The organism is Terriglobales bacterium (assembly GCA_035764005.1).
GTDB lineage: Bacteria > Acidobacteriota > Terriglobia > Terriglobales > Acidobacteriaceae > Gp1-AA112.
Genome location: DASTZZ010000116.1, coordinates 14033 through 35110 on the forward strand (window position 1 = coordinate 14033; position 21078 = coordinate 35110).

Below are 21078 nucleotides of genomic sequence, written 5' to 3' on the forward strand. Positions count from 1 at the left end.
TCCCCCGCTGCCCTCATCGCTTACGATTGTATTTTGCAATACGAAATGCAATTCAGAGGAGGACAAAAGCAGGAAATCACGCGTGAATCACTGCTTTTGCGAACCAATGGCTAAGCGCACGCTTGGGACGGCTCAACTCGTCCCATGCTGAATTTCGCATAGCGAATTCCAAATTGCCGGTTTTCTTGCTATAGTTCGTCCGCAACGTTATGGCTGCAATGACGCAATCGCGCGATCCCTACCTGGTTAAAGCAGTTGTTCACTCTTCCAAGCTGCTCACCGCATTTCAAAGCTCCGGCGAAACATTGTCCCTCAAAGAGGTCGCCAGCCGCTCCGGACTGCCGAAGACCATGGTTTTTCGTCTGCTCTACACGCTGGAGAAATGCGGGCTGGTCGAGAAAGTCGGCGCGAATCTCTATCAATCATGTGTGCGTCCGCTGAAGCATCGCTTATATCGCCTGGGATATGCGGCGCAAGGAACTGATTATCAGTTTTCAAAAGAGGTTTCCGCGAGTTTGCAGCGCGCAGCCGCGGCCGAAGGCATCGAGCTGATCTGTTTCGACAATCGTTACAGTGCCAAAGTGGCACAGCGCAACGCCGATCTTCTGGTGCGTGAGAAGGTCGATCTGGCGATCGAATTCCAGACTGACGAAGATGTGGCTCCGATCGTCGCCGCCAAATACCGCGAAGCGAACATTCCCATGATCGCCATCGACATCCCCCATCCCGGAGCGACGTACTATGGCGCCAACAACTACGAAGCCGGTCTGATCGGTGGCCGCTATCTCGGCCGCTGGTCAAAAGAAAACTGGGAAGGCGCTGTCGACGAAATCATCCTATTGGAGCTGGTGCGCGCAGGAAACCTGCCCCGCATGCGTCTGACCGGAGCGCTGGTTGGCATCAACCTCGTACTGCCGAATGCAAAGAACTGCCGCATTACTTACCTCGATGGCGACGGTAATTTCGGCACCAGCCTCGAAGCCATGCGACGCCATCTGCATTCATCGAATTCGCGCCATGTATTGGTGGCGGCCGTCAACGATCCGAGTGCGCTGGGAGCCTTGCGCGCCTTTGAAGAAGCTGGACGCAGCGATTGCTGTGCCGTCATGGGACAAAACGCCTCGCCGGAAGGGCGCGCCGAGCTTCGTGTTTCCAAAACGAGACTCGTTGGTTCGGTGGCCTATTTCCCAGAACGGTACGGAGAGGACCTCATCCGGCTGAGCCTCGACATCCTGAACCATCGTCAAGTCGCTCCCGCGTTGTTCGTCGAACACAAGCTGGTGACCCCGAAGACCGTCGACCACTACTATCCCAATGACTGTCTTGGTCAGTTGATCACTGCCTCAGCTCTTGCGCAGGCCAAGACTGCCTAGCGAATTTCCCGACATCGACAAAGTCGTAAGTCAGCTGGGCATTATCCGCTACTCTGAGGTTCTGGTTACTCCACATAGCCCCACTCGAGGATCGTGAGACGGGTGTAGCGCCTCACAGAAAAAGTACGAGAGCTACATTGTCGTGCAGCTCTCGTGGGCTTAAGTCTTTTGGCGGGTCTAGAAGATCACTTTCGCCGCGAGCTGAAGGACGCGGGGATCATTCCAGGTTGCCGCCTGCGGCACAAATGAGGGACTCGGCGCCGACGTAACCTGTCCGAAGCTGGAGGAACCCCAGTTCGCACTCGGAGCAACCGGATTCCAGTGGTTGAACGCATTGAACATGTCGAGCCGGCCTTCTACTTTGAGTCGCTCCCGAATTGGGAAGCTTCGCGTCAAAGATAGGTCGACTGTCCAGGCGCCCGGGTTGCGGAGAAAGTCGCGTGGGACGTTCCCGTACGCTCCTGCCGCTGGTTTGCTGAATGCCGCCGGGTTGAACACCTGATAGGCATACGTTCCGCCCTTTAGGACCGTCCAGGAATTCAAGTAGAGGGGAACTCCGGGATTCAGGTTTGGACGATCAATCCCGGTGCCTTCGCCGGTGAAGCTGTTGTCTGCTCCCAGAGTGACATTCGCAGGCAGTCCCGAAGTGGCACGGATCGATGGCGATACTTGCCATCCTTCGACAAGCCAGCGGAGCGCACCGCTGCCGATCGCAGGACTCGAAGCTACGGCAGATGTGTTGAAGATGTGACGAACGTCAAAGTTGCAGGCGCCGTAATCTGCGCGCGGATTGTTCTGCTGTGAGTAATAGGTACCGCGCAGATCGCCGTTGAAATCGCCGGTGCTGAGACAATGCGAATAGGTGTAGTTCGCAAGCCAGGTAAAGTTGCGGGCAAAGCGATGACGGATCGAGGCAATCAAGCCGTTGTAGTTTGAACTGCCGGTGTCGTCGGCGAGGTAGAACTGGCCGTATAAAGAGGCGCCTTGAGTCGGACTGGTCGCAATCTGCGTCAAATAGCGCCGCTGCGGCTCGTTGCTCACGCTGCATCCTCCCGTGAACTTTGCGCAAACGCTGGGCTGGTTTTGCGCCCAGTTGAAATCATAGGAGAGAGGCAAATGCAGACTGCGGCTGCCGAGATACGAAAGTCCTGCCATCCAATTGGAAGCAAACTGCTTCTCGTAGGAAAAGTTCCACTGCTGCATGTACATGGGGCGCATGCTGTCCAGCAGCGAAACCCACTGTGCGCCGCCCGGAAAGAAGGTAAACCCGCCAGGAAAAGGATTCTGGTTCGTATTCGAATTGGCAACGCAACCATTCGCGATGGAATAGTTCTGCCACGGATTTGAGAATGTACCGCAGCCCGCAGTCGTGATGTTGATCTCGTTCACGACCGGTGGATTCGACGTGAGCCGTTGGCTGTACCAGGTCATCGTCGAGTCGTAGAGCAATCCATAACCGGCGCGCACCACCTGTTTTCCTGAGCCTGTGGGGTCCCACGTCAATCCAACTCTCGGTCCGAAATTTCCCCAATGAGTGTTGGTGAATCCCGCAGGTACGCCTTTGTCACCATAAAACAGCATGCCCGCCGGCGCGGTGGGATAGACGCTGCTGTGAACGTTGTTTTGAAAATCGGCCAGATTGAAGAGACTCCCGCGATGAAAGTAGTCATACGGTTGCAGCGATGGCTCCCAGCGCACACCAGCTATCAACGTAAGCCTAGGCAGCAGCCGAACCGTGTCTTGACCGTACAAAGAGAACATAGTCTGGCGATAAGCCACTTGCTGTGCGCGACTCTGGTCCCATCCGCTGTAGTTGCCGAGTAGGAAGTCTGCTAAGCCATCTCCGCTTACGCTTCCGCTAAAGCTAGATGTTCCGTTCTCGTTGTATCCCGTCAAAGTGTTGTTCTGGGTGTGGATGTAGTCGGCGCCGAAAGCGAAATGGTGTTTGCCGCGAATCCAGTCGATGTCGTCAGCGCCCTGCCACGTATTCACATTGAAGTGCCCCGGCGCACACGTTCCGCAGCCAACGCCAAAGTAGCCGGTAATACTGAATAGCAGGAAGTTGGGAATGGCTGGGCTCATGTTTACACCCAAAGTTGTTGGATTGATATCTCGCGGATCGACGCCGCGATTGTCTCGACGGCGGCTCAATGTAACGTGAGCTGAGTTTATAAACGTTGGAGTAAACGTGTAATTGTCGCCGAGCACGAAACTCTGGGCGCGCTCCCAGTTGCCGGGAGTTTGCGTGTAGATCAGATTGGTCGCGCTGAACGGCGGAGGCGAAGTGTATTGGTCAAACAGGTAGCGCCCGAACAACGTTTGCTTGCTGCTGTGGTTGTAGTCGACGCGGCCGATAATCTGGTCTTCATTGTTGATGGTCGGCAATGAGTAAGTAATAAAGCCACACGGATCGCTGGAGATCGGGATGTAGTTCCCGCTAAACAGGGCAAGAGCCGCCTTGTCATACGACGCCGGGTTGACCTGATTGCCGGAGAATGGCGCTTTCAACGTTTTTCCGGTCGTCGTTCCCGTGCAGCCGGGTCCAACCAGAGTAGTGAAATCGCCGTTCAAAGCCGCCTGCGTAATCGTCTTCACTCGCAGGTTATTGGCCTGCGATTTCAGCCGCGTACCCTGATATCCGGAGAAGAAAAACAGCTTGTCATGAACTATGGGTCCGCCAATGGTGCCGCCAAATTGATTACGACGTAGTCCGTCTTGCTGAGAGCCTGTCGGGCTGAAACCGCGCGGCTTGGCGTTAAAGATGCCATCACGGTCAAAGTCGAACAGCGTGCCATGGAAGCTGTTGGTGCCGGACTTGGTGACTGCGTTCACTACGCCGCCGGGATGAAGACCGTTGCGGGCAGGCAATGAACTCGTTTCAACGCTGAATTCCTGGAGTGCGTCCGGAAATGGGAACGGCAAGTTTACGTTGCCGAAAGTGTCGTTGTGATCGCCACCGTCGAGCAGGTAATTGGTCCCGTTTGTCTGTCCACCCGCGACTGCAACCGTCACGGAACTGAAGAAGCTCTTACTGCCGGAAGAGTCATTGGTGAGTGTCGCGCCGGAGACCGTTGCCGGCATCGTGTAGATAAGCTGGGTGGCAAATCTCCCGTTCAAGGGTAAATCGACCATGCGCTGCGAATCCACCACGTTGGAGACTGAGGTCGTTTCGGTCTGTACCATCGCCGCGCCAGCATTCACTTCTACGATCTGGCTCACCGCTCCGGCCTGCAGCATGGCGTTCAAAGTTACGTGGTCGTTAACCTGAAGGACAATTCCCTGTTGAGCGTAGGTGTTGAAACTCTGCTTCTGTACTTCCAACTTGTACGCTCCAACTGGCAACCCGGGCAACACGTACCTTCCATCGTTGTCCGTGACAACGGTGTGTACAACGCCACGCTGTGTTTCGATCATCCTCACGGTTGCGCCGGCAATTACTGCTCCGCTGCTGTCGGTCACCTGTCCTGCGACTTGCGCCACGTTCACCTGCTGCGCCAAAGCTGCCGGCGATATCAGCAACAAAGAGCCCAGCAGTGCACATCCAATCCGGAACAACGTCTTTCGCATTTCCGATCTCCTTCGTGATTGGCGCCTTTTTCGCGCGCATCGGTTTCGCAGTTTGCAGGCGTGGGTGATGTAACCTTGAGCGAAAAACACTGTCAACCCGGCTCACGATAGTTGCGACCATTTCACATTACAGAACTTAAGTTGGTCCCAGAAATCGACCCAAGTACCTGAATCTATGAGACATGGGAGTACGTGCCAATAGCCAACACATATTCTGGATTGCGAAATCAGAAATGGACTTTCGCAATGTGAAATGCCACGACGGAGCGGTTGAACGGTAGATCGGTTCAGGAATTACTACGCTGTGGTTTGGTGGAAGCCCGCGACTTCAGTCGGGGGCGCACGTAGCGAAGCCGTGCGTCTATGCGAAGGCGAGAGAAAGCCGCGCTTTTAGCGCTGGCCCACGCGCGAAGCGCATGCAAATACCGCATGCATTGCGGCGGCCAGTCTTTGCCCCGGGACACCACAACGAGCGCGCTTCGCGCGTATACCAGCGCTAAAGCGCGTTTGGTCGTTCGCCTATTAGACGCACGGCTTCGCGGCGTGCGCCCCCGACTCAAGTCGCGGGCTTCCACTAAAACCAACTACAGTGAGTTAACTGCACCAGCGCGGAAAATTGTGCCCCTCTTTTCGGCGTTGAATCACAGCACTCTTTGTTTCCTGCTCTCGAGCCCTATTGGTTGTTGTTCGCAACGGCATCGTTCGCCGGCTCAGACGTGCTGCTGTTCACATATTCGTAATCATTCCAGCCAGTCACCTCGTGTGCCGCTGAGGCGTTGGTGATCTCCATGCGCAGCGCATCGTACATAACCCCCTGCATTCTGCTGACGTTGAATGTGAGTACGTTGTCGGCTCCCGGCGGTTTGAGTTGGCTGGTATCCCACTGAAACACCACCCACTGATAGGTCCCCGACAATCCGCTGCGAACATCGGCATCGGCATTTTTCACATGGAATCCATGCCAGACCAGGGCATTCCCATTTAGGGAAACGGTCAGACTTGATTCTGTCGCTGCAAGGCCGACTGAGAGAACTACATATTGCCCTTGCTGCTGTTGCGCATCGGTGGTTGAGAAATGGACCTGCCAATCGGGAACGGCGGCGGTCCCGCAATTGCCGATATACGCTGGACAGATGTATTTATACCCGTCCGCGGTCTGATCTGCCGAGTTATAGACACCTGCGTAGAGATTGGGGTTGAAGGTATGCCACTGGTTGTAATTCCACTTAGTCAAATCGTTCGTTGCGGGAGTCGAACCCACGGGAGTGGCGTAATAGACGACGGCTCCGTTGGTTGATGCGAAGTCCGCCCAGTAGTTCCAGTTGCCCCAAAACTGGCGATCGTCCTGAACAGCGTCGCCGACACGGGCGGTGTATTCGTCGCTGTAATTGCTGTCGAGATCGACGGGGTTTGTGATTTGCCCGTGCAGAAACTCGTGCGATGAACGATCGGCGGTACCGATGGTCCAAACTGGCGCCGCCGTTCCGAAGGTTTCCGGAGTGATGTTCACCGCGAGGTGCGTGGTTCCACCAGCTTTGACGGCCACGTTGTCCTGCCTCAACTCTCCCCATTGTCCAAGGGCATACACAGTCAGCCGGTAATTTCCTGGCGCAATATTGTGAAGGTTCACAATGCCTGCTGGATTGATGTTTTCCCAATATTCCCAGCCCGCGTGCGAGTACTGGACATTTGTGTTGGCATCGCTCAGCACGGCCCACGCCTGATGCAAATCCAACCCTTTCGTGCCGCCTACCTTTACCTGCACCTCGCCTCGCGCGTTGGAAGGCACGTAGCCGCTGTTCACAAGCACGGTTTCGGTGTCATACGCGGGCTGGATTTGCGCAGCCGCGGTCAAAGCTTCCTGATAGAGCGACGCTGCGTTGGTGTGAGTGGCGTCAAATTGGTTGAAGTGTAGATAGAACGGCCCATACAGCCGCTGCATGGTGGCGTTTACGGGAACCGTGAAGTTGATCTGATTATCGAGGTGATTGGAGTACGCCTCCATGATGAGCAGATTTCCGGTGAAGATCAGGTCCTGCTTTGTCGGTCCGCCGGTAAGCGATTCCGAACTGGGAAGAACCATCCATGCGCCTATGCCCGAGCCGAAGACTCCTTCAGCCTTGTGCAGGTACTCGTAGCTGGAGTAGTCGTACTTGGTATAGAACTGCCGGCGGTAGTTCGGCGGAGCAGGCAATCCGTGAAGATCGGAGGTTGCGTCCTGCACGTTACGTCCGCTTGTCAGGCCGGTCCCGAAGAGAACCGAATCGGGCAGCGGAACGCTCGTCGCGCCGAGATTTGAAAGCCCGGTGTTCACTGCATAGGTATTGGTGAACTGGCTCAGGTCTCCACGGAAGACCCACTGCACTTGTCCGACACTTGCTGCGTTGTTTCCTGGAACATGGTCGAGAGTGAAGTACACGTGGATTCCAGGATCATTCGCGAACAGCAGGTCGTGCCACGTCCAGGTGAAACCCGAACTCGCGTCCGCCGTGTGTGTCACATAGAAGTCGATGTAATTGCCATGGGGATCGAGATAGTAGTTGGACGTGAGCGCCCCGCCGATGTTGCCGGCGTTATCCATATAGAAGCCTTTCGGGCCATGGCTATCCCTATTCGTCTGATCGATCAGTTCCACATCGGGAGCTGCCGACCAGCGAATGCTGTTTACACGTCCATTGCCGGGCAGCCAATGCACTGTTAGCGTCCCATTCGAGATCACCCAAAGATTGGAGTTTGAAGTATCGATTGTGATCGGCGACTGCCCGTGCGTATAAGTCGCACCTGCGAAAACGATTGCGGCCATCATCAGAAAAACACGGAATTGCATCGATAAACGACCCAGGTTCACATAGCCTCCGAAAACGCAATGGACGGGCTCCCTTGCACGGCAATGCTCCTCCGCGCGTGGGCGCTCCGCAATTATTTTTGGAAGGAAAATGTCAGTTTCGTAATGCAAAAAGAGGATGGAAGGCTCCGACTGCTCGCTTCAGGAGTTTCGTGGTTTCTTATCCTCGTGCGCCCGATGCCCCGCGCCGGGCGCATTGCACATTGCAGAATGGAAAAACGATACTGGTCAGGCGGCTGGATCCTCCATTACTGACACTCTTAGCGTTGGCTAAAGGCCGTCGGAGCCATGACGAAATCTTAGGGCGCATATCTGGCATCGAAGAAGAATTCGGCATGCATCGACAGATCACAGCATGGATAAGGGCCATCCATCTATACGGGAACGGGCTGAAAATGAAATTGCTTGTTCATCCCATCTAATGTCCCTTTGTCGCTATTTGGCGGCAACTTGCGACGGTGTCGCTCTCTCCAATCTCTTGAGCTAACAAGCTAGTCCATGCTCTCGCTCTCCTGTCGCGCCGCGATACTCAGCGCTTTTTTCGCATCGTAACTAAATCAGGCACGCCACATGAGTGCACTTCATTTCGCGAATAAGCAATCGATCGCAAAAGGAGTTTTTCTGGCCGCCCTGATCCTTATAACAATCTTCATTTTCGCGATGCAATCACACCAGGCTGCAGCCGATCAACCGCACAGCGTTGAAGTACAGATGCGTAACGTGATGTATCACTTCACCGACAGCATCGCCGTGCACATTCGTTCGCTCAACGGGCGCCTTCTCCCTGTAAAAGGCGATCTTCCGGTTTTCGATGACAAAGATTCGTTCAACATCCAAATCAGTTCCGCAGCTATCTCTATTACTCCGGAATCGCTTGCAAACGTACTGAACTCATACGTGTTCGCCCGCAGAGATGCGCCGCTGAAAAGCATTTCTATTCACATCGATTCGGCCGGACATTTGAAAGTGAAAGGCAAGCTCCACAGCAAAGGCGACGTTCCGTTTGAAACCGATGGGGCGTTGAGCGCGACAAAGGATGGCAAGATCCTTTTGCACGCGACAAAAATCAAAGCACTGCATCTGCCGGTAAAAGGATTAATGGACCTTCTGGGCATCGAGCTTGCTGACTTGATCAAGACCGGCAAAGTACGTGGAATCGAAGTCCAGAAGGACGATCTCGTGCTTGATACGGAGAAGCTCCTTCCACCGCCTCACGTGGTGGGGCGCGTCACGGCAGTACAGGTTCGTCCTGAGGAGATCATCCAGATTTTTGGTGACACACCGAAAGCGCCTGACTGGCGACTCTCGGCAGCGAATTACATGGCGTATCGCCAAAACCAGCTCCGATTTGGCAAGCTCACCATGAGTGACACCGATTTAGTGTTGATCGACATGGATCCCAAAGACCCATTCCACTTCTATCTTGACCACTACAAAGAGCAGCTAGTTGCTGGATACACGAAGGAGACTCCAGCTTTTGGGCTTCGCGTATATATGCGCGACTACAACAAGTTGCATCGTGCAATGTCGAAACCTGCAAACCCTTAGCGCCGCTCAGCTCGTCGTGATCTCAAAACCTATTTGCGAGCTGCTTACATAAAATCGACACCTCGCAAGTACCCGAAAATCTGGAGCGATTTTGTCAGCAGCACTCGCCGTCTTATCGAAATCAAGTTGCGCTTCATCGTTCCACCGTGGGAACAGTCCACATAAGTTTTCATTCCGTCGGAGTGTGTGTGATGTCTCAATTGGCAACAGTGCGATCTCTTAACTTTTGTGTGAGAGCGAATTAAAAAGCCTCTCTTGCGAGAGGCCTTTTAATTTGAGCGCAATTGTTTGCGACCTCAAGCGGTTGAAGCCGCGACGTTGGTTCGGTGCGAGTTGTGGATCAAATAGGCTAGTCGTGATCTCCGTTATTGTCCTGGTCTTGTGCCTGCTGTTCATCCTGATCCGGCAAAGACTTCAGGTACTCGACGAGATCGCTCTTGTCCTGGTCGTTGAGGTTGAGGTTGAAGCAGGTGTTGTAGTGATTCACGACATCCGCGAGCGTGGCAAAGCGACCGTCATGGAAGAAGCCGGTGTTGGCCATGGGACCTAAATCGAACGCGCCTTTGGTGTGAGTCCACAGGCCATTCAGCGGCGAGGTGCGATAGCCGTTGTCGGGGGCGCGCTTCGCCTGGAAGTCGTCGAGGCAGATCAGGCCCGGAGTATTGGCTGCGCCGTTGTGCAGGTTCCAGCCAGATTCGGTGAAGGTTGGTGGAACGTGGCAGCTGGCGCATCCTTTGGTGTTGAAGACCTGCTCCCCACGCTTCGCGGCTGCCGTATCGAAGCTCCCTTCAGGCGGCGCCGGAGCGGCAATCGAGAGCTGATATGCCTGTAGAGCTGCCAATTTGGGAGTAATCAAATCAGCCTGCCCAGGAGGCGGAGCAACGTTGTCGAAGTGATTCGCTGCGGCGACGGGGAACTTTGCAGCGTCCCGCAAACGGAAATCCTTGAAATGGCCGATGCCGTGCATCTCCAGATTGGCGACAAAAGCGTTCCAATGTGGGATCGACCCCCAACCGGTCCAGGTATGCAGATTCACTCCAGCCAAGCCGAATGCCGGCGGAATCAACGTGGCCGCTGAAACGTTTGTACCGGTGACAACTCCGTTCGACATCTGCTGCGGATTGAAAGCCTTGCCGTCGAGGAACAGCTCGGCATCAAATTTGCCGGGACCCCAACTGTTGAGCACGGCTCTGACTGTATCAACAGTTACGCCTGGAGGCGGCAATCCTTTGTTGAGAAGATCAGCGACAGGCTGAAGATTGGGCGACAACGCAACGATTGCCCCTACGTTCAGATCACGGTTAGCCCAGCCATCAAGACGTTGTCCGATTCCGGGAGCAAACGAATTATCAACGGTGGAGTGGCACAGGGCGCACTGAATGCCGACGGCTTGGAGGCTGCCATCATTATTAAAGAAGCCCTTCACGCCCACCACAGCGTTCAGCTTCAGCAAGGCTAATGTTGTCGCCGGATCATCGAGATTGACCTGACCTCGCTTAAGTGCTTGAACTAAGTTGTCGGGCAGCGCGGCCGAATCCACTTTCAGGCCCACGGCAAGTGCCGTTCTGGGACTGACTCCCGGACCGACTCCGCCGAACTTACTTCCTTCGATCGCCTTATGCAGTCCTAAGACACCGCCCCAAAATGCTTCGTCTCCAAAAGTATCGAACCGAAAGACCTGTTTCCCCTGACTGACAAGATGACGTGCATTGTCTCTGGCGTTGTGGCGATTATCCGCCATAGCCAACAGCACAAGACACGAGGCCAGTAGTACCGCAACTGTGGCCCAACGTGTTCTCATGACCAGCTCCTTTCCTGTGGGTGTGAATTGATCTTTGTTGGTGTAGTGGAGCTCACGTCTGGATTCAGGCGCATTTGCAGGAGACTCGGTCCCGAATCTGCACGGGCGACAAAACGACCGACTCGCACGTGAAGCTCCCGCATACGATCCCGATCAGGAGACGTGTTGCTTCAACTCACAGAGTCAGAAACATACGAGGGGGTTACTTGCGAGATGTAAATGGTTTGTCACGTGGATGTAAAAAGCCTGTCTAGTCTGCTGGGGCTGAGGAAAATATGGGACAGAAAACGCTGGGACACGTCCATGAGGACGCTCGCGCTCGATAGCGGTCAAAGGAAGCGCTCGAGCGTTATGACTGGTATGCGCTCTGGTCGGAGTGAAACATCGCTTCTTCGAAGTTCGACGCCAAGGTAGGCAGGAAAAGGCGCACGCATGTACCGCGATTCGCACCTGAGGTGCAACTTCGCAGCCGGATGGTTCCGTCGTTCCTGAGGACAACGGCGCGGCTCGCCCACAATCCCAAGCCGGCTCCTCTCTCGCCTTTCGTGCTGACGAAAGGCTCGAAGACTTTGTCGCGGAGCTCGCGAGCAATACCGCGACCGTCATCGGCAACGGTGATGCGCACGCCTCCGCGGCTTCGGCGATGCCAATCCCATCCCATACGAACGCGAATACGCACGGTCTGCGCACCGGATTCCATCGCGTTCGTAAGCAAGCTGATGATGAGCTGGCGAATGCGCGGCGGCGATGCGATGAGGTGAGTGTCGGAACTGAACTCACGCGCCACCTGAATCTTTCGGAATCCTTCCGTTGCCCTAAGCATTTCCACCACTTCGTCGACCAATTGGCACACGTCCAGGGGAGCCGGCGTGTCTTCGTCGAAGTAGAAGTCCAATGTCATGCTGGCAATTCGGTTGATACGGGAAAGCGCTTCTTTCGCTTCCCCGACAAATTCTCGCGCTGGCGACGGTAGCGGCTGCTGGTTCAGCAGAAACACGATATTCGTCAAAGCCGCCAGCGGGTTGTTGATTTCGTGCGCGAGCAGCGAAGCCATCTGCTGGCCCGCCGAAAGCCTCTCGGTTTTGCGAAGAATCTCCTCCGCATTGATGCGATCAGTGATCTCGAACGAAATGGCGCCGACAAACCGATGACCGGTCATGTCAACGAAGGGAAACTTACTGGTGAGCCAGTATCGTTCTCCCCCCACGCCAGGAGCTCGATCGACAAACTCCATACCATGGCCGAGGTCCAGGACCCGGCGGTCCTGATCGCGGAACTGGAAATTCGTCTGTGCGCCTGGTATTTGGGAAGCAGCCGTATCGAGATCGATACCAAATTCCCGTTTTGCAACTTCATTGGCATAAACGCATCGACCATCTTCGTCGCGCAGATATGCGCAGGCAGAGCTGTGGTCCATGAAATTGCGGAAAAGCGTTTGCGCATCGTGCAGCCTCTGCTCGCTCTGAATGTGCGCCTCAAGCGCGCTTTCTGCCTGGGAGGCCGCCCGCATGCGCGCATGAATCAAAAGCACCACGGCGACTGCGGTGATCAGATACACGCCAAACCCGACGGCATCGTCGATGCCGGCAAAGCCAAACTGATAACGTGGCGGGACAAAACAAAAATAAGCAACCACCGTTCCCAGCGCGGTGGCCAAAATCGCAGGACGAACGCCTGCGTAGAGTCCGGTGACAGCAATGGCTACGACGAAGACGATGTACGGATCCTGATCTCCGAGCCAGGGATCCACGGCGAGTCGCAGCCCGAATGCCAGGAGAACCGTAAGAACCGCGAGCCAGTATCCGCCTACATGGAAGCCACGCAACAAGAGTCCAGCATGGCTCGATCTGAAGCGCAAAAAAAGTTTATAGGGAGGTGCTATCTCGGATGCTTCGACGGAAGAAATCGTGGAATTGGGAGACATAGAATGAGCGCCAATTCCGCGCGGGCATAAGCTGTCGACCCGCTCTCACGGCAAACTAACTTCAATGAGATGCGCAGAAACTTAGGAGAGATGCTACCACAGTTCGCGTAAATGGACGTTACGCATCAATGGAAGGCATCCACCACCATTCTTTTCTTTTAGCAGCCGTACGTTCGGATTTGTACTAGCGAGCCGCTCGATGAATGGCGAGCAGCCGTTCCAGTGTGGCTTTCAAATCCGTGAGAGGCAGAGCATTCGCGCCGTCGGACTTGGCTTGCGCTGGATTGTCGTGAACTTCCATGAATACGCCATCAACGCCAACCGCGACGGCAGCGCGTGAGAGCACTGGGATGAATTCAGGTTGCCCGCCGCTCTGTTGCGGTTTCCCGTTTGCGGAACCGCCCGCGCTTGGAAGCTGGACCGAGTGGGTCGCGTCAAAAACAACCGGAGCGAGCTTCCGAAGAATGGGCAGTGAGCGCATGTCCACCACGAGATTGTTGTAGCCAAAGCTCGATCCGCGCTCAGTGAGAAATACGCGATCATTCCCGCTTTCCCTGATCTTCTCGACAGCATGTCGCATGTCCCACGGCGCAACGAACTGTCCTTTTTTGACGTTGATAGCGCGTCCTGTTTTGGCAGCGGCCACGAGCAGATCGGTCTGACGGCAGAGAAACGCCGGAATTTGCAATACATCTACGGCTGCAGCAATTGGGTCAGCATGCTCCGGCTCGTGAATGTCGGTGAGTACGGGCACGCGGTGGACCTCGGCAACTTTGCGCAGAATGCGCGCGCCTTCCTTTACTCCTGGACCGCGAAAACTCTTTAGCGAGGTGCGGTTCGCTTTGTCGTAGGAAGCTTTGAAGATGTATGGCATTCGCAGCGCGCGCGTGATCTCGCTGATCGACTCCGCCATCTTCAGCGCATGAGTTTCGCTTTCGATCACGCAAGGACCGGCGATGAGAAACAGCTCGCCGGCGCCAACCTGTACATTGCCGATTTCGAATTCAGCTTTTGCTGTTGTCATTCCGAACGCTGTGAGGAATCCCTATTAGTTTAAAAGCTTGGGAGGAATGACAAAAAGTCTACCGCTTCGGCCGCAGGAACAATTCCTCTTCCACTTCTACGTCGTGCGCACGGCGCCTGCGTCCATTCTCATACGACGCCTTGATGAACTCGCGGAAGAGTGGATGCGGCTCGAGTGGCTTCGACTTGAATTCAGGATGAAACTGGCAGCCCAAGAAATAAGGATGATCCGGAATCTCGACGATCTCAACGTAAGTTCCATCGGGCGTGGATCCGGTGATGCGTAATCCCGCACCGGTGAGCAGCGCCTCATATTCGCGATTGAATTCGTAGCGATGGCGATGGCGCTCACTGATTTCCATCTTTCCATACGCGCGAGCGGCCAAGGAGCCCGGTTCCAACTTGCATTCCCAGGCACCGAGACGCATCGTGCCGCCGAGCTCGTCAATTCCCTTCAACTCGCGCAGCTTATAGATGATGCGATGCGGCGTGCCCTGATCGAACTCACTCGAGTCGGCATCTTCGAGACCGCAGACGTTGCGCGCGTACTCGATGCAAGCGGTCTGCATTCCCAGACAAATTCCGAAGTACGGAACCTTCTTCTCGCGCGCGTAGCGAATCGCGTTCAGCATTCCTTCGATGCCGCGCTTGCCGAATCCTCCGGGAACGAGAATGCCGTCATAACCTTCGAGCTGCGCTTCGTAAGAGCGGTCATCAGCATCCTTCGTCTCGAGTCCCTCAGCCTCAACCCACGTGACGTTCAGCTTGAGGCTCTGGCCCACAGCGCCATGAACCAACGCTTCTTTCAGCGACTTGTACGAATCCTCGTACTCGACGTATTTACCGACAATCGCAATTGAAACCTCGTCTTTTGGGTTGTAGACGCGATGGACCAGGTCCTCCCACGCCGTGAGGTTCCGCTCCGGAGCCTGCAGATGGAGATACTTCAGCGCGAGCGTGTCAACTTCTTCGTGGGCAAAAACCAGTGGGACTTCATAGATGGAAGCGACGTCCTTGGCGGTAATCACGGCCTCTTCTTCCACGTTGCAGAAGAGCGCGATCTTGCTTTTGAGCTCTTTTGCCAGAAAACGATCGGTGCGGCAAAGCAAGATATCAGGCTGAATTCCGACGCTCAGCAACTCTTTCACTGAATGCTGCGTAGGCTTGGTCTTGAGTTCGCCGGCAGCCGCAATCCAGGGTACGAGCGTGACGTGAACAAAGATCGTGTTCTCACGCCCAAGCTCCTGACGCATCTGGCGAATGGCCTCGATAAATGGTAGCGACTCAATGTCGCCGACCGTCCCGCCGATCTCCACCAATGAAATATCCACATCTTGGGACACCTTGCGCATCGCGGCTTTGATTTCATTGGTGACGTGCGGAATCACCTGCACCGTCTTCCCGAGATAATCTCCGCGCCGCTCCTTGGTGATGATCTGCTCGTAGATTCTGCCGGTGGTGAGGTTATTGTCGCGGCTGAGCTTGGCGTGGGTGTAGCGCTCGTAGTGTCCCAGATCGAGATCCGTTTCGGCACCATCGTCGGTGACGAAGACTTCTCCGTGCTGAAAAGGCGACATCGTCCCCGGATCGACATTCAAATACGGATCAAATTTCTGCAGGCTGACCTTCAGTCCACGGCTCTCCAGCAGGCAGCCAATCGAGGCCGCTGCCAGTCCTTTGCCTAAGGACGACACCACGCCACCAGTCACAAAGATGAACTTTGCCGACATTCGCTCCTCGCCTCTTTATTTATGTGTTTGGAAGTGCGCGCCGGCAGGTCCCACCGGCAGGCAGCAGTTCGGAGGCTCCGCCCCACGCCTTTCCAGGCAGGGCCGGATTGAACCGCATAGGGGTGCACGACCAATTATGGCAGAACTCGGCCTATGAATAAATTGTGAATTTCTTGGCAGAAATTTGCTCTGACTCCGAACGGCTTGCAGCCAAAGAGGTTGCTCGTGTCAGCACAGCAACTTGAGCTGCCAAAATGCATTGCCGGGAGCCGTTTCTCGATCTCGCGGCCTCGCGCTCTCGAACTGGAGCATCATTCACTCGCAAATGATCTCAAGGAGTAGTAAAGACGACATCGACCCAATAGTTAGACGAATTGAATCCGCCGCTCGGGAACGTGCTCGTGGTACCGTAAGCAAAAACTCCATTGAAGCCACTCACTCCATTCTGTAATGCATGCAGCGGAGCGTTGTCGCTTCCCGCAGTCGTAAAGTAGTTCTGGTTCATCGAGTAGTGACCTGCATTCAGGTGATACGAAGCAACGTACACCATCCCCGCAGTAATACTTACTGGCGTGGCGAAGTTCACCTGCTGCCATCCCGATGCGGTTTCATTGCTGAACGTCGCTGATGCCAGCAGCGTGCCTGAGCTGCTCCACAAATTGGCAATATGCGTTCCCGTGTTCGCGCTGCTCTTGTAAAAGCGAATCCCACTGATCGACCCGTTCACGTCCGCTTTGAACTTCACTCCCAACTCCACACCAGAATCAGGGCCCGCATCCACTGTCCCTGGGACGGTGCTCGCACTCCAGATGCTGTAGAAGGTCGGTGGTGCCGTAACCGTGATGCTCAACTGTTTCGTAGCCGATTGTTGCGGACTGCCACCGTCCGTCAGCTTTACGGTGAAGTTCGAAGTTCCAATCAGGGTCGGCGCACCAGTGATCTGACCGCCGCTTGATAGGCTCAGGCCAGCCGGAAGCACCGTGTTATTGGCAAGCGACCAAGTGTACGGCGCCGTCCCTCCGCTCCCAGCCAAGGTTGCCGAGTAAGCCTGGTTCTGGACGCCAGTCGATAATGACGTAGTGCTGATTGCTAAGGCTGTCGGTTGTACAGTCAAGGTTGTACTTCCGCTCACGGTTCCCTGTGTTGCCTTAACAGTTGCACTTCCTCCAGCAATGGCGGTGGCTAAACCAGCGCTGTTAATCGTTGCGACCGCCGTATTCGATGATGACCAACTCACCTGTGACGTGATGTCCTGCGTACTGTTGTCGCTATACGTTCCAGTGGCTTTGAACTGTTGGGTGCTCCCGGCTGTGATAGTGGGATTGAGCGGTGTGATCGCAATCGAGTTCAAAGCAGCAGAAGGAGTGAAAACAACATCGACCCAGTAATTGGAAGAATTGAATCCATTGCTTGGGAAAATGCTTGTCGATCCGTACGCAAAGACTCCGTTAAAGCCACTCACTCCGTTCTGGAGTGCGTGCAGTGGAGCGTTGTCCACGCCGACAGATGCAAAGTAATTTAGATCAACGGAGTAGTGACCCGAATTTGCGTGGTACGAGGCCAAATAGACTGTTCCGGCAGTAATACTCACTGGCGGCACGAAATCCACCTGCTGCCATCCTGATCCGGTTTCATTGCTGAACGTTGCTGAAGCCAGCAGCGTGCCGGAGCTGCTCCACAAACTTCCTACGTGCGTACCGGTATTTGCGCTGCTTTTGTAGAAACGAACTCCAGTGATCGTCCCATTCACGTCCGCCTTAAACTTCACTCCCAGCTCGACTGCAGAATCCGCCCCGGCATCCACTATGCCAGGTAGCGCAGTCGCGCTCCAGATCGTATAGATCGTGGGGGGTGCTGTAATCGAAATGCTTAGCTGTTTGTTGGCCGATTGTTGTGGACTCCCGCCGTCGCTCACCTGCACAGTGAAGGTCGATGTTCCTACCACGGTTGGAGTGCCACTGATCTGCCCGCCGCTCGACAGGCTCAGCCCCGCCGGCAGCACTGTGTTGCTGATCAGCGACCAACTGTACGGCGCCGTTCCGCCACTCGCGGTCAATACTGCCGAGTAAGCCTGACCCTGTACACCACTCGCCAATGTCGTAGTGCTAATCACTATCGGTGTCGGCTGCACAGTCAGCGTTGTACTTCCGCTCACCGCCCCTTGTGTAGCCGTAATCGTTGCACTTCCTCCGGCGATAGCTGTGGCTAATCCCGCGTTGTTAATGGTGCCGACCGCTGTATTCGATGACGACCAGATCACTTCTGCGCTGATGTCCTGCGTACTGTTGTCGCTATACGTTCCGGTCGCCTTAAATTGTTGCGTCTTGCCAGACTGAATACTGGGATTGAGCGGCGTCACCGAGATCGAGCTCAGCACAGCCGCGGGAACAAACGATACATCGACCCAGTAATTGGAGCCGCGGAATCCATTATTGGGGAAGGTGCTGCTTGACGCATATGCGAAAAGTCCGTTAAAGCCGCTCAACCCGTCCTGCAATGCGTGCAATGGCGGATTGTCGACTCCTGAGTTTGTGAAGTAATCCAAATTGTCCGAGTAGTGACCGACATTCGTGTGATACGAAGCCACATACACTGTTCCCGATGTAATCTTGACGGGAGTTGCGAAATTAACCTGTTGCCATCCGGAAGCAGTTTCTCCGCTGAAAGTAGCCGATCCTAATAGTGCTCCGGAGCTGCTCCAGAGATTCCCAATATGTGTTCCAGTGTTACTGGTGCTCTTGTAAAAACGGATACCTTTAATACTACCGTTTACATCGGCGGTGAACTTTACTCCCAACTCCACCGCCTGGTCAGGCCCCACATCAAGTATGCCCGGCACCGCGCTTGGGCTGAAGATCGTAAGAGCACTCGGCTCAGGTACAGTCACAGTGACTCCTGAGGAAGGGCTCTCAAGATTGCCTGTGTCATCTACGGCGCGGCTTTGCAGTGTGATCGATCCAGCCGAAGAAGGAATCCATGCGTACGACCAGTTAGCAGTTCCAGTGGCGGGATGCCAGGTACTTCCTCCGTCGGTGGAGACTTCTACACCTGCAACCAATCCGCCGATGTCCGTGGCCGTTCCCGTAACGTTTACCGAACTGCCGAAAGAGAGTGTTGCCCCATTCTTTGGAGAAGTGACAGTCGAAGCGGGTGCCTGACTGTCAACAGATTTCGAGGCCAAAACGAGACCTGCCTGCAACGTTGCCGGCTGGACGCCCATGTCCGCAAACAGGTTCACCGTTGCCTGCTGCATATTCGGATCGGCGGCGGAGCCGCCACCGTCATGAGCTGCGTCGAGTCCCCAGGACCACTGCACGGTACCTGCGCCAAACACAAGCGCGCCACTAGAAGATCGATAGAGTGATGCGTGGTGAGTCGCCGTACCGGCACCGTACCTACCGCCGAAGTCGAGCAGGTAGTCCGTAGTCAGGTTATAAGTGGCGGTAGAAAGATCGAACTCGCCGGCAGGACGAAACCCGTTATCCGGCTCAACGTCCCACTCGTATCCCAGAGTACCGGCAGGTAAGTTATAGGTCTGCCCTGCGGATTGGGCGGCCACTTGCGTATTACGCCAGAAACGGAGTTTTCCTTGTGCCGCTGGGACCTGAATAAAAAGGTTAGTGTTGTCTGTTCCGGGACCGTTCGCGCGGAACAGTTGGCCGGTCAGTGCATTTTCCGGACGACCACCGTCCGCTGGCGGACTTTTGCTGGGATCCCGCCAGGTACCAGTCCATGTAGGCGGATCCAACGGATCGGTTGCCGCTGTAGCTGGCGGACTGGAGCTTGGCCCGAGAGTTTCCTTATAGCAGACGAGTGTCCGATGTGCTGTGCCGCTGCCGTCGATACTGTTCTCCCATCGGGTCTTCCAAAAAACTTCATTGCCGCTGAAAAATCCCAGACTGACGCCTGCAGTTCTAGCAGCCTCAACATTCGCCCTCTGCTGTGCAGACCAGTATTCGTCGTGGCCGACGGATAGAAATGCGCGATGATTCCTGATCAGATTCCCATTTCGGTCCGCATCGATGCTTGTGAAATAACTTACGTTGTAGCCATTGGCCTCGAGCCAGCGCACCATGGGATATTCGGCGTAGAAAACCCAGGATTGAACCTGGAAGCTGCGCGTACTAAACGGCCGGTTGTAGCTGACCTTGTAGGCTCGATTGGTCAGGTCAAATGTATTTCCGCCGTATAGACTGTGTCCTCCATAGGGATTGTAGGCCTGCCAGGTTTCATCCGACGTCTGAAATAGAATGTCCGACGAACTGGAGTCATTGCGAACGACGAAAACAATATGACTTGCCCCACCTGTATCCAGACGAATGACTTTAGCAAAATAGATTCCTGAAACGGCACCCGACGGAATAGTCCAAGTCGCCGATACTGCCCAATTTCCGCAATCGACCAAGTTAACCGTGCTGTCTGTAAGGCAAGCAGGCTGAGCCTGCGGCAACGTGACCGATGGACTAATGCTCGTGATGAGGCGAGCACCACGTCCCTGGTAGTAGCCCATGCGGTAGATATCCAGACGATAGTTCGTGGCGTCGGTGCTGATCTTGAAGGAAACGGTTTGCCCAACATTAAAGCTAATGTCAGTAGCGAACCCTTGAATTGTCGCGTCTCCTGAGCCGCTGATATCCCATGTAGTAGCAGGCGTGCCAGTCAAACAGTTCTCCGCCTCAATTGCATTGCTCGGAGACGAGCATGACGCATGAAGGCGACCTGGAAGAAGCAGCATGATCGATGCGACGGTCAGCAAGGTTCCAACTTGCTGACAACGCAGCAGCCGCCGACGCCTACTGGTTCTACGACTAACTGGTGATGTTTTGGCAAAGATCTCTAAAAAGGTCAGAACACTTCGACTTCCTAAAATGGGCATGTATGCTCCGCGCTAGCATTCGCCAATGGCGAAACGCGATGCGAGTCTGGCTTCGACGTCAGTGACGCCTGGGCCGGGTTCTAGACAAAAAGAGAGTTAGCGGGCCGAAACTTGAAGGGGGGACTGATTTGAGGTCTTTCCAAGTCGAAGCGTTTCCACAGTACACATCCGGCCTGTGGATAAGCAAGATGCAAAGTTTTTCAACCGAGATGAATCGGCAACGATAGAATTCCCTGCCACAAGCGAATCTCTGGAGTGACCCCCAAAAGTGAGACAGGAGAGAAAATCCCTATCTACAGCGAATGGAGAGTAGATGAGGCGATATCGACGTTGGACGGTAGAAGAGAAGCGCCAGGCAGTGGAACGGATGTCGAGCTGCCGGCATGCAAAG

9 protein-coding genes are annotated in these 21078 nt (G+C 55.0%); 2 read left to right on the plus strand and 7 right to left on the minus strand.

What is annotated here, in order from left to right:
• Positions 1–209 precede the first annotated feature (209 nt).
• Positions 210–1373 carry a substrate-binding domain-containing protein gene (locus VFU50_19740; GenBank protein HEU5235100.1) on the plus strand — a complete coding sequence of 388 codons (1164 nt, stop codon included), beginning with the start codon at positions 210–212 and terminating at the stop codon, positions 1371–1373.
• Between the two features lie 177 nt (positions 1374–1550).
• On the opposite strand, the gene VFU50_19745 is transcribed toward VFU50_19740, so the two are convergent.
• Positions 1551–4940 carry a TonB-dependent receptor gene (locus VFU50_19745; GenBank protein ID HEU5235101.1) on the minus strand — a complete coding sequence of 1130 codons (3390 nt, stop codon included), beginning with the start codon at positions 4938–4940 and terminating at the stop codon, positions 1551–1553.
• A gap of 673 nt (positions 4941–5613) precedes the next feature.
• Positions 5614–7767, minus strand: coding sequence for a polysaccharide lyase family protein (locus VFU50_19750; GenBank protein ID HEU5235102.1), 2154 nt, complete (start codon positions 7765–7767; stop codon positions 5614–5616).
• 588 nt (positions 7768–8355) lie between these two features.
• Between VFU50_19750 and VFU50_19755 the strand changes: the two genes are divergently transcribed.
• Positions 8356–9333, plus strand: coding sequence for a hypothetical protein (locus tag VFU50_19755; GenBank protein HEU5235103.1), 978 nt, complete (start codon positions 8356–8358; stop codon positions 9331–9333).
• Between the two features lie 349 nt (positions 9334–9682).
• On the opposite strand, the gene VFU50_19760 is transcribed toward VFU50_19755, so the two are convergent.
• The 5 genes from VFU50_19760 to VFU50_19780 all read right to left on the minus strand — a co-directional run bounded on the left by VFU50_19760 (position 9683) and on the right by VFU50_19780 (position 20474).
• Positions 9683–11134, minus strand: coding sequence for a hypothetical protein (locus VFU50_19760; protein ID HEU5235104.1), 1452 nt, complete (start codon positions 11132–11134; stop codon positions 9683–9685).
• Positions 11135–11483: 349 nt separating this feature from the next.
• A complete protein-coding gene (locus VFU50_19765) occupies positions 11484–12992 on the minus strand; it encodes an ATP-binding protein (GenBank protein ID HEU5235105.1) in 1509 nt (502 codons plus the stop codon).
• A gap of 250 nt (positions 12993–13242) precedes the next feature.
• Positions 13243–14082, minus strand: coding sequence for a 3-deoxy-8-phosphooctulonate synthase (gene kdsA / locus VFU50_19770; protein HEU5235106.1), 840 nt, complete (start codon positions 14080–14082; stop codon positions 13243–13245).
• Positions 14083–14140: 58 nt separating this feature from the next.
• Positions 14141–15811: a CTP synthase gene (locus VFU50_19775; protein ID HEU5235107.1), complete on the minus strand. Its 1671-nt coding sequence runs from the start codon at positions 15809–15811 to the stop codon at positions 14141–14143.
• A gap of 331 nt (positions 15812–16142) precedes the next feature.
• Positions 16143–20474 carry a DUF4082 domain-containing protein gene (locus VFU50_19780; protein HEU5235108.1) on the minus strand — a complete coding sequence of 1444 codons (4332 nt, stop codon included), beginning with the start codon at positions 20472–20474 and terminating at the stop codon, positions 16143–16145.
• Positions 20475–21078: the final 604 nt, after the last annotated feature.

What these genes read in the sequence shown, in the direction of transcription:
- VFU50_19740 (HEU5235100.1), top strand. Translation starts at nt 210, where the DNA reads ATGGCTGCAATGACGCAATCGCGCGATCCCTACCTGGTTAAAGCAGTT.
- VFU50_19745 (HEU5235101.1), bottom strand. Translation starts at nt 4,940, where the DNA reads ATGCGAAAGACGTTGTTCCGGATTGGATGTGCACTGCTGGGCTCTTTG.
- VFU50_19750 (HEU5235102.1), bottom strand. Translation starts at nt 7,767, where the DNA reads ATGCAATTCCGTGTTTTTCTGATGATGGCCGCAATCGTTTTCGCAGGT.
- VFU50_19755 (HEU5235103.1), top strand. Translation starts at nt 8,356, where the DNA reads ATGAGTGCACTTCATTTCGCGAATAAGCAATCGATCGCAAAAGGAGTT.
- VFU50_19760 (HEU5235104.1), bottom strand. Translation starts at nt 11,134, where the DNA reads ATGAGAACACGTTGGGCCACAGTTGCGGTACTACTGGCCTCGTGTCTT.
- kdsA (HEU5235106.1), bottom strand. Translation starts at nt 14,082, where the DNA reads ATGACAACAGCAAAAGCTGAATTCGAAATCGGCAATGTACAGGTTGGC.
- VFU50_19775 (HEU5235107.1), bottom strand. Translation starts at nt 15,811, where the DNA reads ATGTCGGCAAAGTTCATCTTTGTGACTGGTGGCGTGGTGTCGTCCTTA.